Origin of the sequence: Methanofollis fontis (genome assembly GCF_004297185.1) — an archaeon.
In the GTDB taxonomy this organism is placed as follows: domain Archaea; phylum Halobacteriota; class Methanomicrobia; order Methanomicrobiales; family Methanofollaceae; genus Methanofollis; species Methanofollis fontis.
The window spans coordinates 484,465-497,116 of the sequence record NZ_PGCL01000002.1; the positions used below are offsets into that span (position 1 = coordinate 484,465).

Annotated in this window: 17 protein-coding genes; 14 read left to right on the forward strand and 3 right to left on the reverse strand. The window is 58.7% G+C overall.

From position 1 onward, the window contains the following. Positions 1 to 6 precede the first annotated feature (6 nt). Positions 7 to 573 (reverse strand): stage II sporulation protein M, encoded by a 567-nt coding sequence (locus CUJ86_RS06220; protein ID WP_130646690.1) that lies wholly within the window; start codon positions 571 to 573, stop codon positions 7 to 9. Next, positions 566 to 1,411 carry a DUF63 family protein gene (locus tag CUJ86_RS06225; RefSeq protein WP_130646691.1) on the reverse strand — a complete coding sequence of 282 codons (846 nt, stop codon included), beginning with the start codon at positions 1,409 to 1,411 and terminating at the stop codon, positions 566 to 568. The genes CUJ86_RS06220 and CUJ86_RS06225 overlap by 8 nt, the downstream gene beginning before the upstream one ends. An 11-nt stretch (positions 1,412 to 1,422) precedes the next feature. On the opposite strand from CUJ86_RS06225, the gene CUJ86_RS06230 reads away from it, so the two are divergent. Then, positions 1,423 to 2,502, forward strand: coding sequence for an NAD(P)-dependent glycerol-1-phosphate dehydrogenase (locus CUJ86_RS06230; RefSeq protein WP_130646692.1), 1,080 nt, complete (start codon positions 1,423 to 1,425; stop codon positions 2,500 to 2,502). A gap of 3 nt (positions 2,503 to 2,505) precedes the next feature. Then, the gene (locus CUJ86_RS06235) at positions 2,506 to 2,955 is read left to right on the forward strand and encodes a UPF0179 family protein (protein WP_130646693.1); all 450 of its coding nucleotides are present in this window, start codon (positions 2,506 to 2,508) and stop codon (positions 2,953 to 2,955) included. Here the strand turns inward: CUJ86_RS06235 and CUJ86_RS06240 are convergent, their stop codons facing one another. Beyond that, complete coding sequence (locus CUJ86_RS06240; RefSeq protein WP_235855595.1) at positions 2,956 to 3,831, reverse strand: ADP-ribosylglycohydrolase family protein; 876 nt, start codon at positions 3,829 to 3,831, stop codon at positions 2,956 to 2,958. 66 nt (positions 3,832 to 3,897) lie between these two features. On the opposite strand from CUJ86_RS06240, the gene CUJ86_RS06245 reads away from it, so the two are divergent. The 12 genes from CUJ86_RS06245 to CUJ86_RS06300 all read left to right on the forward strand — a co-directional run bounded on the left by CUJ86_RS06245 (position 3,898) and on the right by CUJ86_RS06300 (position 12,645). Continuing rightward, positions 3,898 to 4,170: a UPF0058 family protein gene (locus CUJ86_RS06245; protein ID WP_328590952.1), complete on the forward strand. Its 273-nt coding sequence runs from the start codon at positions 3,898 to 3,900 to the stop codon at positions 4,168 to 4,170. Positions 4,171 to 4,176: 6 nt separating this feature from the next. Next, positions 4,177 to 5,751, forward strand: a complete 1,575-nt coding sequence (locus CUJ86_RS06250) for a tRNA uridine(34) 5-carboxymethylaminomethyl modification radical SAM/GNAT enzyme Elp3 (RefSeq protein WP_130646696.1) — start codon at positions 4,177 to 4,179, stop codon at positions 5,749 to 5,751. Then, on the forward strand, positions 5,748 to 6,893 hold the full coding sequence (locus CUJ86_RS06255) for a DNA primase small subunit domain-containing protein (RefSeq protein ID WP_130646697.1): 1,146 nt from the start codon (positions 5,748 to 5,750) through the stop codon (positions 6,891 to 6,893). Before CUJ86_RS06250 ends, CUJ86_RS06255 begins: the two co-directional genes overlap by 4 nt. Then, positions 6,894 to 7,610, forward strand: coding sequence for a DNA replication complex GINS family protein (locus CUJ86_RS06260; protein WP_130646698.1), 717 nt, complete (start codon positions 6,894 to 6,896; stop codon positions 7,608 to 7,610). It abuts the gene before it with no gap. Positions 7,611 to 7,764: 154 nt separating this feature from the next. Then, entirely contained in the window at positions 7,765 to 8,043 is a 279-nt protein-coding gene (locus tag CUJ86_RS06265; protein ID WP_130646699.1) for a 50S ribosomal protein L44e, read from the forward strand. 6 nt (positions 8,044 to 8,049) lie between these two features. Continuing rightward, complete coding sequence (locus tag CUJ86_RS06270; RefSeq protein WP_130646700.1) at positions 8,050 to 8,238, forward strand: 30S ribosomal protein S27e; 189 nt, start codon at positions 8,050 to 8,052, stop codon at positions 8,236 to 8,238. Between the two features lie 9 nt (positions 8,239 to 8,247). Next, positions 8,248 to 9,036 (forward strand): translation initiation factor IF-2 subunit alpha, encoded by a 789-nt coding sequence (locus CUJ86_RS06275; protein ID WP_130646701.1) that lies wholly within the window; start codon positions 8,248 to 8,250, stop codon positions 9,034 to 9,036. Continuing rightward, positions 9,033 to 9,194 (forward strand): RNA-protein complex protein Nop10, encoded by a 162-nt coding sequence (locus CUJ86_RS06280; protein WP_130646702.1) that lies wholly within the window; start codon positions 9,033 to 9,035, stop codon positions 9,192 to 9,194. Before CUJ86_RS06275 ends, CUJ86_RS06280 begins: the two co-directional genes overlap by 4 nt. Further along, positions 9,182 to 9,925, forward strand: coding sequence for a proteasome assembly chaperone family protein (locus CUJ86_RS06285; RefSeq protein WP_130646703.1), 744 nt, complete (start codon positions 9,182 to 9,184; stop codon positions 9,923 to 9,925). The genes CUJ86_RS06280 and CUJ86_RS06285 overlap by 13 nt, the downstream gene beginning before the upstream one ends. A 43-nt stretch (positions 9,926 to 9,968) precedes the next feature. Beyond that, a complete protein-coding gene (locus tag CUJ86_RS06290) occupies positions 9,969 to 11,045 on the forward strand; it encodes an endonuclease Q family protein (protein ID WP_328590953.1) in 1,077 nt (358 codons plus the stop codon). Positions 11,046 to 11,279: 234 nt separating this feature from the next. Then, on the forward strand, positions 11,280 to 11,459 hold the full coding sequence (locus CUJ86_RS06295; RefSeq protein WP_130646705.1) for a 4Fe-4S binding protein: 180 nt from the start codon (positions 11,280 to 11,282) through the stop codon (positions 11,457 to 11,459). Beyond that, positions 11,449 to 12,645: an NAD(P)/FAD-dependent oxidoreductase gene (locus CUJ86_RS06300; RefSeq protein ID WP_130646706.1), complete on the forward strand. Its 1,197-nt coding sequence runs from the start codon at positions 11,449 to 11,451 to the stop codon at positions 12,643 to 12,645. The genes CUJ86_RS06295 and CUJ86_RS06300 overlap by 11 nt, the downstream gene beginning before the upstream one ends. The last annotated feature ends 7 nt before the right edge of the window (positions 12,646 to 12,652 follow it).

Sequence of the window (12,652 nt, forward strand, 5' to 3'; positions counted from 1 at the left end):
CTACCTCTAAACTACTATCTGTAGGAGTGCGGGCGTAATAAAAGCCTCTATAACAGCCGCCAGCGCCAGAAGAGGGACGACAATACGGAGAAAGAGCCCTCCCATACGGGCGGCATCGGCGGCGGCATCCCCCATCCCTGATAGTTCTGCAAGCAGGGAACGAGCAAGGGAGAGGCCCAGAGCGGCAGATATGAAAAGGGCAGGGAGTTCAAATATCCCATGCGGAATCAGCCCGAGTGCAAGACCGGACAGACCCACCCGATCGAGAATCTCGCCGGCAAACACCCCGATGACCACCCCGTTTGATATGAGAATGAAGAGGGTCAGAATACCAAAGGTCGCCCCTCCGAGAAAGAGAACCAGGCAGGCCTGGAGGTTGTTCAGAAAGATCTTCAGGGCGATCATTGCCGGCGTATCGTCGAGGATACCGGCAAACACCCCCTCCTTCACCATCTCGATCAGTTGCTCGGCCGCAGGGTCGCCCGAGGCCATCACCGCATACCCCGCACCGATTCCGAGAAGAAATACAACAACAGCGACGGCGAGATAGATTGCGAACTCCTGCCTAGACATAGATCACCATCCGCATCATGTCCCGCACGCCCGGGGCCATCCCGACAACAATCATTGCGAGCACCACCAGATGCCAGAAGGCGGTGTTCCCTTCCCTCCGATAGATCTCAAGGATATATATCGCCGGGATGATCACCGCCAGTTTCAGGGGGAACATCGCAAACGCCGTCCCTGTCCATTCTATCAGCGCCGAACCGACGACATGCTGCTCCACGTACTGCAGGGGGTGGAGGTCAATGCCAAATGAGGTTGCCGAGGCATCGAGCATATGACCGGCAATCAGGAGGATATAGAGGGGGTCGGCCACATACTCCCAGCGGAGGACGTACCTGAGAAAGGCCCAGACCGCCCCGGTGGTGATGGCGCCCATTGCCGGGATGGCGACGAGCACCACGGGATCGATACGGGTATTCGCCGCACCCCACACCATCAGAACGATGAATGCGGCGATCGAGAGGAGAATGCCAATCCCACCATAGGGGCGTGCATAATCATCGACGAACCCCCCCATCTGGAGGAGGCGAGAGATAAAGAGGGCCGCAATAGTGATGAAAAACACCGCAAAGAAGATCAGGGGGGTGATAAGGAGGATGCGGAGGTCCGAGGTGATCATGCCGGTATCCTCGACCACACGGAGAAGGCCCCCGAGGACCACAAAGGGGATCGTCGAGAGGACAAAACGGCGGTCCACGGTGATACCGAACCGAACCAGACCGCGATAGACGAGCCAGACCGAAAGGATCAGGATCAGGGCATAGGTGAGGGTGTCAACGATCGTGTACGGCTGACCATACAGGATCGGATCAATGTAATATTTGTAGAGGAAATCCCTAATCATCTCTGATCTCAATGGGCGGAGAGGGTATTAAAGTACTCAGAGAGAAGGTTTTCGACAAGTCGCGGTGGATGCAGTTCCCCCGGGATGTTCTTATCGGGCATGAGGTGATCGATGAGATCCCCTCGGTCTGCCGGGACCTCCACCTCGGCACCCGGGCCTTTCTGATCACCGGTGAGCACACCATGTCCATAGCCGGAGAACGTATCGCCGAACTCCTGAATGAGACCTGTGATGTCAGGTGCCATATCGCCACCGCAATCTCCCCGGATGAGATTGCACGCACCGAAAACGCTGCGGAAGACGCGGATTTCATCCTCGGCATCGGAGGGGGGCGCGTGATCGATATCGCAAAGATCGTCTCATACAACCTGGACCGGCAGTTCATCTCGGTGCCGACAGCCGCAGCACATGACGGCGTTGCCTCGGCGAGGGCGACGGTGCCGACAGCGGGGGGGAGCACCTCCATGGAGGCCCACCCTCCCATCGCCGTCGTCGCCGATACCGGCATCATCGCCGCCGCACCCCGTCGCCTGCTCGCATCGGGCTGCGCCGACATCATCTCGAACTACACCGCCATCCTTGACTGGGAGCTTGCCCACCGCATGCGGGGCGAACCGATCTCGGAATATGCGATCGCCCTCTCCCGGATGACCGCAGAGATCATTGTCAAGAATGCAGGGGACATCAGTGCACACACCGAGGAGAGCGCATGGATGGTGATGAAGGCGCTGGTGTCGTCCGGTGTGGCAATGAGCATCGCAGGATCGTCAAGACCGGCAAGCGGAGGCGAACACAAGTTCTCCCATGCCCTTGACCGGATCGCGCCAGGCCGCTCCCTCCACGGAGAGCAGTGCGGAGTCGGTTCGATTGTCACGATGTATCTGCATGGCGGCGACTGGCGAGGTCTCAGGGACTCGTTGCGAAGGATTGGCGCCCCGACGACCCCGGCAGGTCTTGGCATTGAGGACGAGCAGGCGGTGGAGGCGCTCCTCTCTGCACGCACCATCCGCCCGGAACGGTTTACGATTCTGGACATGGGGCTCTCGCGGCAGAGTGCCGAAAAGATCATCAGGATGCTCTACGAGGAGTGATACATGGCAGATGCAAAACCGAGAGTGACCCTCATCGGCAGGTGCCTCGCAGAGAAGGGGCTTGAGTTTGTATACGAAGGAGAGGTGGCGGCGTGCAGGAACTGCAAGCTCCTGAAGGTCTGCCACAACCTTCAGCCCGGCAGGAAATACAAGGTTGTCGGCATCAGAAAGAACACCGAACAGGAGTGCGCAGTCCACCGGGACGGCATCTGCGCCATCGAGGTGATCGAGGCATCGGTCGTCACCCTGATTCCGGCCGATCGGGCGATACTGAACTCACGGATCCACTACGAGTCCCCCTGCACCCGTACCGACTGCCGGAGTTATGCCCTCTGCCACCCGGACGGCATCATTGACGGCGACAAATATTCGGTCGCCAAGATCCTGGGGAACGCGCCGGACATCTGTGAAAAGGGGAGAAACCTCAAACTCGTCGAACTCCGACCGGTCTGATCAGGCGTGCTCTGCCACCGCCCAGAGACGCCGGGAGATCGAGAGGATCTCTCCGGTATGCCTGAAGTCAACCAGCCAGCGGTGGGGGATCGATGGAAAACCGTAGAGTGCCCCGGCAAGCGCTCCGGCGATCGCACCCACCGTGTCGGCATCCCCCCCCAGGTTTACTGCCCTCACAAGCGTCTTTTCAAGACTGTCTGAACCCATAAAGACGGCAAGAGCACAATGGGTGGAGAGAACGGCATCCAGCGAGGGTTCAAGAGGCCAGATATGGAAATTTCCGAGACGTTCGGCGACCTCGGCGTTCTGACAGCGGTCGAGTGCATCGCAGAAGGCCCCCATCTTTGAGGCGCCCCGGCAGAGTTCAGAGATCATCTGGTTGACAAAGGCCGAGCACTCACCGGCCACCGGATCGTGGTGGGTGAGGGCCGAACAGGCGAGACTCACCTCCCGCACCGTCGCTGGCGAATAGAACACTCCCACCGGAGGGGCACGCATCACGCTGCCATTCGTTCGGCTTCCCCTGTTCTGGATATGAGCGATTTTTGCGGCATCTTCCGGCCGTATTCCCTCCCTGACAAGAGAAAACACCGTCCTGGAGGTGGGGCCATAGTAGCGGGGCTCCTGTTCATAGCTGGAAATCAGGCGTGAAATGAAGTCTTCCGGCGAAAAGCCCCTGCATACAATGAGAGAACGTGCAAGCCCCAGTGCCTGCAGGGTGTCGTCGGTATATTCCCCCCTTCTGGTGGCGTGAATTCCTCCGCTCTGCATTCTGGTTACGGTTTTGTCAGGAGAGGGAAGGCCTTCGAGGGGCGCACCAAGCGCGTCTCCAACAGCAAGTCCAAGGAGAACGCCGGCAACGCGCGTGAAGTGCAATATAAAGATCACCAATAAGGTATATTTACCCAAGAAAAAATGTATTTTTTGAAGTTAGGTGATTGCGTGCAGAAGGAAGAATTGCTCCACTTGCATATGCTTCTTATGCATATTAAGAAGTATTATGAAACGTCGACAGGAGACGAAATTTTTACCCCCGATTATGATGGTCTTGGTGTTTCCCCCGCCCACATCCACAAAAACAAAATCTCACACAAAAAAGCGATTCTTGCGCTCGGCGAAGATCTGATCCACCAGATACGGACGGCGCCCCACGCCCGGCAGGTGGAATTTACGCACAAAGCCACCCATAATGAGGGTATAGTGCAAGAACATTAACACGGTATGGACGAAACTGATCTCTACAGGGAGATCATCTCCCGCATCTCTTCTCAATCGTGCAGCCCTGCGGATCTCCAGCGTATCAAGATCGACGTCTGCCGGAAATACGGGGCCTCCACCCTCCCGAAAAATTCGGCGATTCTTGCAGCGGCCACACCCGAAGAGGCGGAGGCACTCAGATCGGTTTTGCTCGTGAAACCGACACGCACTCTCTCCGGGGTGGCCCCGATTGCGGTCATGACCTCACCGGCACCATGCCCGCACGGTATCTGTCTCCCCTGTCCCGGCGGCCCGGAACACCCGTTCGGGTCTCCGCAGAGTTACACCGGACAGGAACCCGCCGCACTGCGAGGCACCCAGAACGAGTATGATCCCTGCCGCATGGTGCAGGCCCGCCTCACCCAGCTGGAGGCCCTCGGTCATCATGTGGACAAGGCGGAGCTGATCGTGATGGGCGGGACGATCACCGCACGCACCCGGGAGTACAGGGAGTGGTTCGTCACCTCCTGCATCCATGCGATGAACGAATACGGAACAGGTGGATGCAGCCCTCTTCCAGAGAAAGACGAGGTGTTTCACCGGAACGAAACGGCGGCGGTCCGTTGCATCGCCACCACATTCGAGACGCGCCCGGACTGGTGCCGGCGTGAGCATGTCATGGACATGCTTGATCTCGGGGTGACAAAGGTCGAACTCGGCGTCCAGCATACGGACGACGGCATTCTTGCATTTAACCGACGCGGCTGCACGGTGGAGGATGCCGTCGAGGCCAACCGGATCCTGCGGGACACCGGGATCAAGGTGGGCTTCCATGTCATGCCGAACCTTCCCTCGAGCACCCTCGAGGCAGATCAGGAGATGTTTTCGACTATCTTTGCCGACGAGCGCTTCAGGCCGGACTTTTTGAAGATCTATCCAACGCTTGTCACTCCGGGTTCGGCGATCGAGGATCTCTGGCGGCGCGGTGACTATGCACCCTATAACGAGGACGACCTGATCGGGTTGATCGCATATGCAAAGTCCCTCCTGCCTGAATATGTCCGCCTTCAGCGGGTGCAGCGCGACATTCCGGCCCGCCTCATCGTGGCCGGTTCCCGTCATTCGAATTTCCGCCAGCTGGCACAGGAACGCCTGCAGGCAGGGGGCGGGATGTGCCGGTGCATCAGGTGCCGGGAGGCGGGACGGCGCACCGCCGGTGCCGCACCTGCACTGCAGGATCTGGTCTATCGGGCATGCAATGGTGAGGAGCACTTCATCCAGGCGGCCGCCGGCGATGCACTCATCGGTTTTGCACGCCTCCGTTTCCCTTCAGAGGTGATCAGGCCCGAACTGGAGGATGCTGCACTCCTCAGGGAACTCCATGTCTATGGGATGATGGTGCGTCTCGGGAAACAGGGAAGCGGCGGCGAATATCAGCACCGGCGTTATGGATCCCTTCTTCTCACCCGTGCCGAGGAGACGGCGGCCGCGGCGGGCTATACCCGGATGGCGGTCAATAGCGGTATCGGGGTCCGCCCCTATTACCGGGGGCAGGGCTATTGCCGTGAAGGCCCATACATGGTGAAGAGGATATCATGAAACCCGCAACCCTCGAATTCGTCAGGCAGCGCTTCGGTTCCTATTATCATCAGGGACATCTTGCCGTCCCGCCGGCGCTGCAGCAGCGCGAATGGGGGTTCATCTTCTTTGATGCACATCCGGCGGTCAGGATGCGCAGGCACCTCGGGTTCACCGACAGGGAGGAATGCCTGAGTTATGTCAGATCGATGGTGCCGGCGCATGCCTACTATTCCACGGCGCATTACACCAATCCAGGTGCCGCCACGATGGGCGAGAAGGGATGGAGCGGTGCCGATCTGATCTTTGATATCGACGCCGACCATCTCTTCACCGACCTGAAGGGGATCACCTACGACCTGATGCTGGCGCGGGCAAAGGATGAAACGGAGAAGCTCCTCTCGATGCTGACTGAGGAACTCGGTTTTTCGCGGCGGACGATCACGCTGGTCTTCTCCGGGGGGCGGGGCTACCACGTCCATGTGAGGGACAACCGGGTGCTGGCATGGGGGAGCGGTGAACGGCGAGAGGTCGTTGACTATGTCTGCGGAACCGGGATCGAACCCCAGTATCTGCTCTCGGCCGGACATGGTGGCGGATGGCAGAAACGGTTTGTTTCGGCGATGGAGGAGTACGCCGCATCCCTCATGGAGGGGGGCGAGGCAGCGGCGCGGAAAAAACTCTGCTCCCTGGAGGGTGTTGGAAAAACCTATGCCGACAGGTTCCTCTCCGCACTCATGGCTGCTGACACAGACTTCAGGAGGGGAGAGGTGCCACAGGCAGTCCTGGCCTCGCCGGCCATGCGTGCCCTTCTCTCCCATGACGGGGGGGAGGTTTTCACCCTCCTGAAGGCGAAGGGGGCGGCGGTTGACGAACCGGTATCCACCGACATAAAACGGTTGATCCGGATGCCAACCTCCCTCCACGGCGGCAGCGGCCTTCGGGTCGTTGAAATACCCCTGAAGGAATTTTCAGCCTTTGATCCCCTCATCGATGCGGTGGTCTTCGGCGACCGAACCATAAAGGTCGATGCCGCCTTCAATCTGACGGTGCCGATGCTCGGGAATACTTATGACCTGAAAAAAGGGGCGAACACCGTCCCCGAGGCGCTCGCGGTCTACCTCTGCTGCCGCGGGATCGGGGAGATCGGGGGTGGTGCCTGAATGGACCTTGACGATCTCCGGATCATTGTCTGGAACGAACGGGAGAGCGGGAAACTCTCCGACATTCCACCGGACCTCTTCTCCAGCGCACGGAGAGCCCTCGAAGAGATCGAAGGTGAGATCCAGGGGATCGCCGATCCCTTCTCCGAGGAGGGCGCCGTCCTGCAGGACCGCTACCACAGCATCAGGGAGACGCTGGCCACCATCGTCAAACTCCGCCTGAAGAAGATCCTCCGTCTCGCCGAGGCGCAGATCGAAGGCGGATACATCGACCGGGAAGAGTTGAAACAGATGAACGCCCAGGAGCACGGGATGTTCGAGGCCGTCTGCCGGGAGATCGGGGACTGCCGACAGGCGCTCGTCGACGGTGTCCTCCTGGAACGGGCGGTCCCCCCCCCGGCAGCGCACCCTGTTCCGGTCTGCGAAGAGGAACCATGCGAACCGGCGGAGGAGGACGGCGGAGAGGACGAGATTGCAGCACTCATCGACGAAGCATTCTCAAAAAGCATTCCTGACAGCGAGATCCCCTCCCGGGCGCCCCCTGCCGAAGGAGGCGCCATATCGATCGTTCTTGTGAACGAGGCGCTGCCAGCGTTCATGGGTCTGGACGGGCGCACCTATGCTCTGGAGGCCGGCGACCTCGTCACCCTCCCAAAGGAGAACGCCGGCGTGCTCTGTGAGCGCAACATAGCCTTAAATATAAGGCTTATCAAATAATACAGGTATTCGGGAGATAGGTGCCGGAGGGCTGGGCCGGGAAAAATACGGCAAATATGGCCGGATATTCCCGGTCCATGGATGATGATTCCTCTTCCGGCACTGCCGCTCAGGCCCGCACCGGGCATAAAATTCATCGTGAGGGGCTTATTTCATGAAGATGCCAGCAAAATTCAGGGCCTACTGCCCGTACTGCAGAACGCACGAAACGCACGAGGTTGAGAAGGTGAAAAAGGGGCGGGTCAACCACCTCCACTGGATCGACCGGCAGAAGGCACGGAGAGGCAAAGTGGGCAACATGGGCAAGTTCTCCAAGGTGCCCGGCGGTGACAAGCCGACCAAGCGGGTCAACATCAGGTACCGCTGCACCAAGTGCGGCAAGGCACACCTGCGCGCGGGCTGGAGAGCAGGCAAGTTTGAAATTGTGGAGTGAGAGAAGATGGTACGTCAGCACCGTGAGAATAGGAGCAGTTTTTACAGGGTGAAGTGCCCGGACTGCGAGAACGAACAGGTGATCTTTGAGAAGGCGTGTACGGTCGTTGACTGTGCAGTCTGTGGACATGTGCTTGCCGAACCGACGGGTGGAAAGGCCCAGATCAAGGCCGAGATCAAGGCAGAACTCCAGTGAGATAGTCAGATGCACGAAATAAATGAATGGCCGGAGGAAGGCGAACTCGTCGTCTGTACGGTGGAGGACGTCAAAGACTTCGTGGCATTTGTGCGTCTGGACGAATACGAGAACAAGAAAGGGCTCATCCACATCTCCGAGATCGCCACCGGCTGGATCAAATACATCCGAGATTTTGTCCGAGAAGGGCAGAAGATCGTCTGCAAGGTGCTCTCTGTCGATGAGAACCGCGGGCATATCGATCTCTCGCTGAAGGACGTCAACGACCACCAGCGCCGTGAAAAGATCCATGAGTGGAAGAGTGAACAGAAGGCCGAGAAGTGGATCGGATTTGTTGCCGAGGGCACGGGTGCCAGTTCACAAGAGATAAAAGAGGCCTTTTATTCCAATTTTGGGCTCCTTTATCCGGCATTTGAGGAGATCGTCACCAGCGGCGATGCAGCGCTGAAGCGGTTCAGTTTTTCAAAGAAGGTGAACGATGCCCTGAAGACCGTCGCATCCGAGAATGTCAAGATCCCGAAGGTGACGATCACCGGCAGCCTTATTCTCACCTCAACACAGCCCGATGGGGTGAACATCATCCGCCGCGCTCTGAGGAGTGCACAGCCAAAGATCGACGATGTCGAGATTGAATTGACCTACCTTGGCGCCCCGAATTACCGGATCAAGGTAACGGCACCGGACTATAAGCGCGCTGAACGGGCCATTGAGAAGGCGTCAAAGGCGGCGATCGGCGTTATGGAGCGGGCGGGCGATTCCGGCCGGTTTGTCCGGAAACAGAAGGCCAAAAACGCATGAGCGGCCGGATTCGCTACTGCAGCCGCGACAGACGCTACACCCTTTTTTCCCGCTGTCCGATCTGCGGTGCACCGACCCACAGTGCCCATCCGGCGCGGTTTTCCCCCGAGGATCGATATGGCAGGTACAGGAGAGAGGCGAAACGATGGATGACATAGAGATTGAATTTTTCACCGATGATGAGTTACATGCCGACATCCTGATCGAAGGTCTGCCTGGCATCGGTCAGGTCGGCAAACTTGTCGTCGAGCATATGATCCAGGAGCTGAAGGCAGAACAGGTGGTCGGGATCACCTCGATATTCTTCCCCCCACAGGTGCTCATCGAACCAGGAGGAGTTGTCCGCCTCCCGGACAACGGCATCTACCTCTGGAAGGGACCGGAACGCTCGATCGCCTTTCTGATCGGCGATTTCCAGAGCACCTCAAACGAAGGGCACTATCTCCTCTGCGACGCCTATCTCGATGTGGCCGAAGAGCTCGGTGTAAAACGGGTCTATACACTCGGGGGCTATGGTGTCGGCCAGATTATCGAGGAACCCCGCGTGCTCGGGGCGGCGAATACTGATAACCTGATCGATGAGATTCGGGAGGCAGGAGGGGTAATGACCGGCGACGAACCGGGCGGAATCGTCGGTGCCTCGGGACTGCTCCTCGGGCTTGCGGCACAGCGCGGAATTGACGGCATCTGCCTGATGGGAGAGACACCCGGTTATGTCGTCGATCCGAAGAGTGCGGGGGTGGTGCTTGACGTTCTCTGCCGCCTACTGAACATTGAGATCGACGCCACCCGCCTAGAGGAGCACGCTGCCGAGATGGAACGGATCCTGGCAAAGTACCAGGAGGCCGAGAAAGGGAAGGAAGAGGATTCCCTTACCTATATCGGCTGAAATGAACTTTTTTGCCGATCTCCATATCCATTCACCCTTTTCAATGGCGACCTCACCGTCGCTGGCCCCGGAAACAGTGTGCGATGCCGCAGAGATGAAGGGGCTCTCGGTCGTCGGCAGCGGGGACGCACTTCACCCCAAATGGCGGCATGCCTGGGAAAATTTTGAGAATCAGACATCGGTTGTCGTCCTCCCGACCGCCGAAGTAGAGGGGGCGGGACGGATCCACCACCTCATCCTGATGGAGGATTTCTCCTGCTTCGAAGAACTCGCCACCATCTTCAGCCCCCATTCCCGGGACCTGCTGAACGGAGGGAGACCGCATCTCCGTCTCGACGGGCAGGAGATCGCCGCTGCCGTCCATGATCTCGGCGGTCTGATCGGTCCGGCGCACGCCTTCACGCCGTGGACGTCCCTGTATGCGTCCCACGACTCAGTCGCATCATGCTATGGCGATGAGGCGATCGACTTCCTCGAACTCGGTCTTTCGGCCGATTCCTCATATGGATCGGGCATTGCCGAACTCCAGGACGTGGTCTTTCTCTCAAACTCGGATGCCCATTCGGCGCACCCGGCAAAGATCGGTCGGGAGTTCAATCAGATCAGGCTAAAGAACCTCTCCCCAGGCGCCGCCTTCGATGCGGTGCGGCGCGGCAACGTCAGCATGAACGCCGGTTTCTTCCCGGAGGAGGGAAAGTACAACCGGACGGCCTGCACGCGATGCTACCGGCACTATCATCTCGATGAGGCGGAGAGAGCAGGGTGGAGGTGCCCGGAGGACGGCGGACAGATCAAGAAGGGTGTCGCCGATCGTGCGGCAGAACTTGGCGGCATGGGCGATCCCGCGGAGCGACCCCCCTACTACCATATTATCCCGCTCTGTGAGATCATCAGGGTGGTGACTGGTGCGTCATCAACCCTGACCAGAAAGGTCGATCAGCGTTATCGACGGATACTAGAGTTTCTCGGCCCCGAGATCCCGGTCCTGGTCGAGACCGCCATCGACGAGATTGCCACCGTCGATCCGGAAGTCGCTGCGGCGGTCGGCGCCTTCAGGGCAGGGACGGTTCACCTCGTTCCCGGCGGCGGGGGACGCTACGGCACGTTCACCCTTCCGTAATGCGCTCATATCCACCCCCGACACCAGGCTGAAACGTGAACGGTTATGATAACCCATCTTTTTTTAGCCATTTAATGAAATACGCCCGGAAATGCGATCTGCACCCGGGGAGTATCGCTCTCTCCCGTTCATAGAAATTCGGGAAGAGAATCAGAGGTTAATGACATAATCTAAACGACTGCGGCCCGGAGGAGAAGATAAGATTAATGGACGGGCGGTATAATAGTGAGTATAATGCTCAATATTCACCGGGAGATATGTGGCTACTGCGGCGCCTGTGTATCGGTCTGCCCGGAGGGGGCCCTCGAACTGATCGATGCATGGCTGAGTGTCGATGAAAGCCTCTGCATCGCCTGTGGAATCTGCACAAAGGCCTGCCCCCTCGGAGCCCTGGAGGTGACGGATGAAGAGTGACTACGACATTCTGGTCATCGGCGGGGGCCCAGGCGGCGCCCTTGCCGCATGGACCGCCGCACGATCCGGATGCACCGTCTGTCTCATCGAAAAACGGCCCGCAATCGGCGTTCCGGTGCGCTGTGCCGAGGGTGTCGGAAAAGAGCTCCTCAGGGAGTATATGGATCCCGATCCACGCTGGATCTCCGCGGACATCAGGCGGGCCCGGATCGTCGCCCCGGACGGTACGGCTGTCGAACTCGATGAGAGAAAGGCCGGTGCCGAAGTGGGATATGTGCTTGACCGGAAGATCTTTGACCGCGAACTGGTCTGGAAGGCCTCCGAGGCGGGTGCCGACGTTTTTGTGAAAACCCGTGCAGTCGCACCGATCATCGAAGAAGGAGTTGTGAAGGGTGCAACCGTCGAGTTTTGCGGTGAGAGAAAGGATATCCGGGCGAAGGTAACGATCGCCGCCGACGGTGTTGAGTCGAAGTTTGCCCGCTGGTGCGGCATCGACACCACCGTACCGCTCAGGGAGATGATGAGCTGCATCCAGTACCTCGTGACCGACATCGACATCGACCCGCACTCCAACGACTTCTATCTCGGTTCCGATGTCGCCCCAGAGGGCTACCTCTGGGTGTTTGCCAAGGGTGAACGGAGCGCCAACATCGGCATCGGGATCCCTGCGTCAAAGAACCGTCCCGAAATGCGGGCTAAGCACTACCTCAACCGGTTTATGAAGGAACACTATCCGGACGGCAAGATCATCGAGTGTATATTTGGCGGGGATCCGGTCTGCAGGCCCCTCCCCTGCACGGTCTCCGACGGACTGATGATCATCGGCGATGCGGCCAGGGTCGTCGATCCCATCACCGGCGGCGGCATTGGCAATGCGATGTACACCGGCAGACTCGCAGCAGAGATTGCGGCACGTGCGATCTCAGCGGGCGACACCTCAAAAGAGGCATTGATGCCGTATGATACGGAATGGCGCACATCAAAGATGGGCAAAACACTCGAACGCAATTATAAGGTCAAGGAGTTTTTCATCACCCTCAACGACGAGAAACTGAATGATCTCGCACGCTCCATTGAGGGGATCAACTTCAGCGACATCACGGTCATGGGTCTGCTCACCGAGATCATCAAGAGAAACCCGAAGATGCTCATTGAACTGAAGGGACTGACGAACGCCCTCAAGTGAACAGAGC

Coding starts and splice junctions, on each gene's coding strand:
- CUJ86_RS06225 (WP_130646691.1), bottom strand. CDS start 1,411: ATGATTAGGGATTTCCTCTACAAATATTACATTGATCCGATCCTGTAT.
- CUJ86_RS06295 (WP_130646705.1), top strand. CDS start 11,280: ATGCTCAATATTCACCGGGAGATATGTGGCTACTGCGGCGCCTGTGTA.
- CUJ86_RS06265 (WP_130646699.1), top strand. CDS start 7,765: ATGAAGATGCCAGCAAAATTCAGGGCCTACTGCCCGTACTGCAGAACG.
- CUJ86_RS06300 (WP_130646706.1), top strand. CDS start 11,449: ATGAAGAGTGACTACGACATTCTGGTCATCGGCGGGGGCCCAGGCGGC.
- CUJ86_RS06220 (WP_130646690.1), bottom strand. CDS start 573: ATGTCTAGGCAGGAGTTCGCAATCTATCTCGCCGTCGCTGTTGTTGTA.
- CUJ86_RS06260 (WP_130646698.1), top strand. CDS start 6,894: ATGGACCTTGACGATCTCCGGATCATTGTCTGGAACGAACGGGAGAGC.
- CUJ86_RS06290 (WP_328590953.1), top strand. CDS start 9,969: ATGGCGACCTCACCGTCGCTGGCCCCGGAAACAGTGTGCGATGCCGCA.
- CUJ86_RS06235 (WP_130646693.1), top strand. CDS start 2,506: ATGGCAGATGCAAAACCGAGAGTGACCCTCATCGGCAGGTGCCTCGCA.
- CUJ86_RS06280 (WP_130646702.1), top strand. CDS start 9,033: ATGAGCGGCCGGATTCGCTACTGCAGCCGCGACAGACGCTACACCCTT.
- CUJ86_RS06270 (WP_130646700.1), top strand. CDS start 8,050: ATGGTACGTCAGCACCGTGAGAATAGGAGCAGTTTTTACAGGGTGAAG.
- CUJ86_RS06285 (WP_130646703.1), top strand. CDS start 9,182: ATGGATGACATAGAGATTGAATTTTTCACCGATGATGAGTTACATGCC.
- CUJ86_RS06275 (WP_130646701.1), top strand. CDS start 8,248: ATGCACGAAATAAATGAATGGCCGGAGGAAGGCGAACTCGTCGTCTGT.
- CUJ86_RS06230 (WP_130646692.1), top strand. CDS start 1,423: ATGGGCGGAGAGGGTATTAAAGTACTCAGAGAGAAGGTTTTCGACAAG.
- CUJ86_RS06255 (WP_130646697.1), top strand. CDS start 5,748: ATGAAACCCGCAACCCTCGAATTCGTCAGGCAGCGCTTCGGTTCCTAT.
- CUJ86_RS06250 (WP_130646696.1), top strand. CDS start 4,177: ATGGACGAAACTGATCTCTACAGGGAGATCATCTCCCGCATCTCTTCT.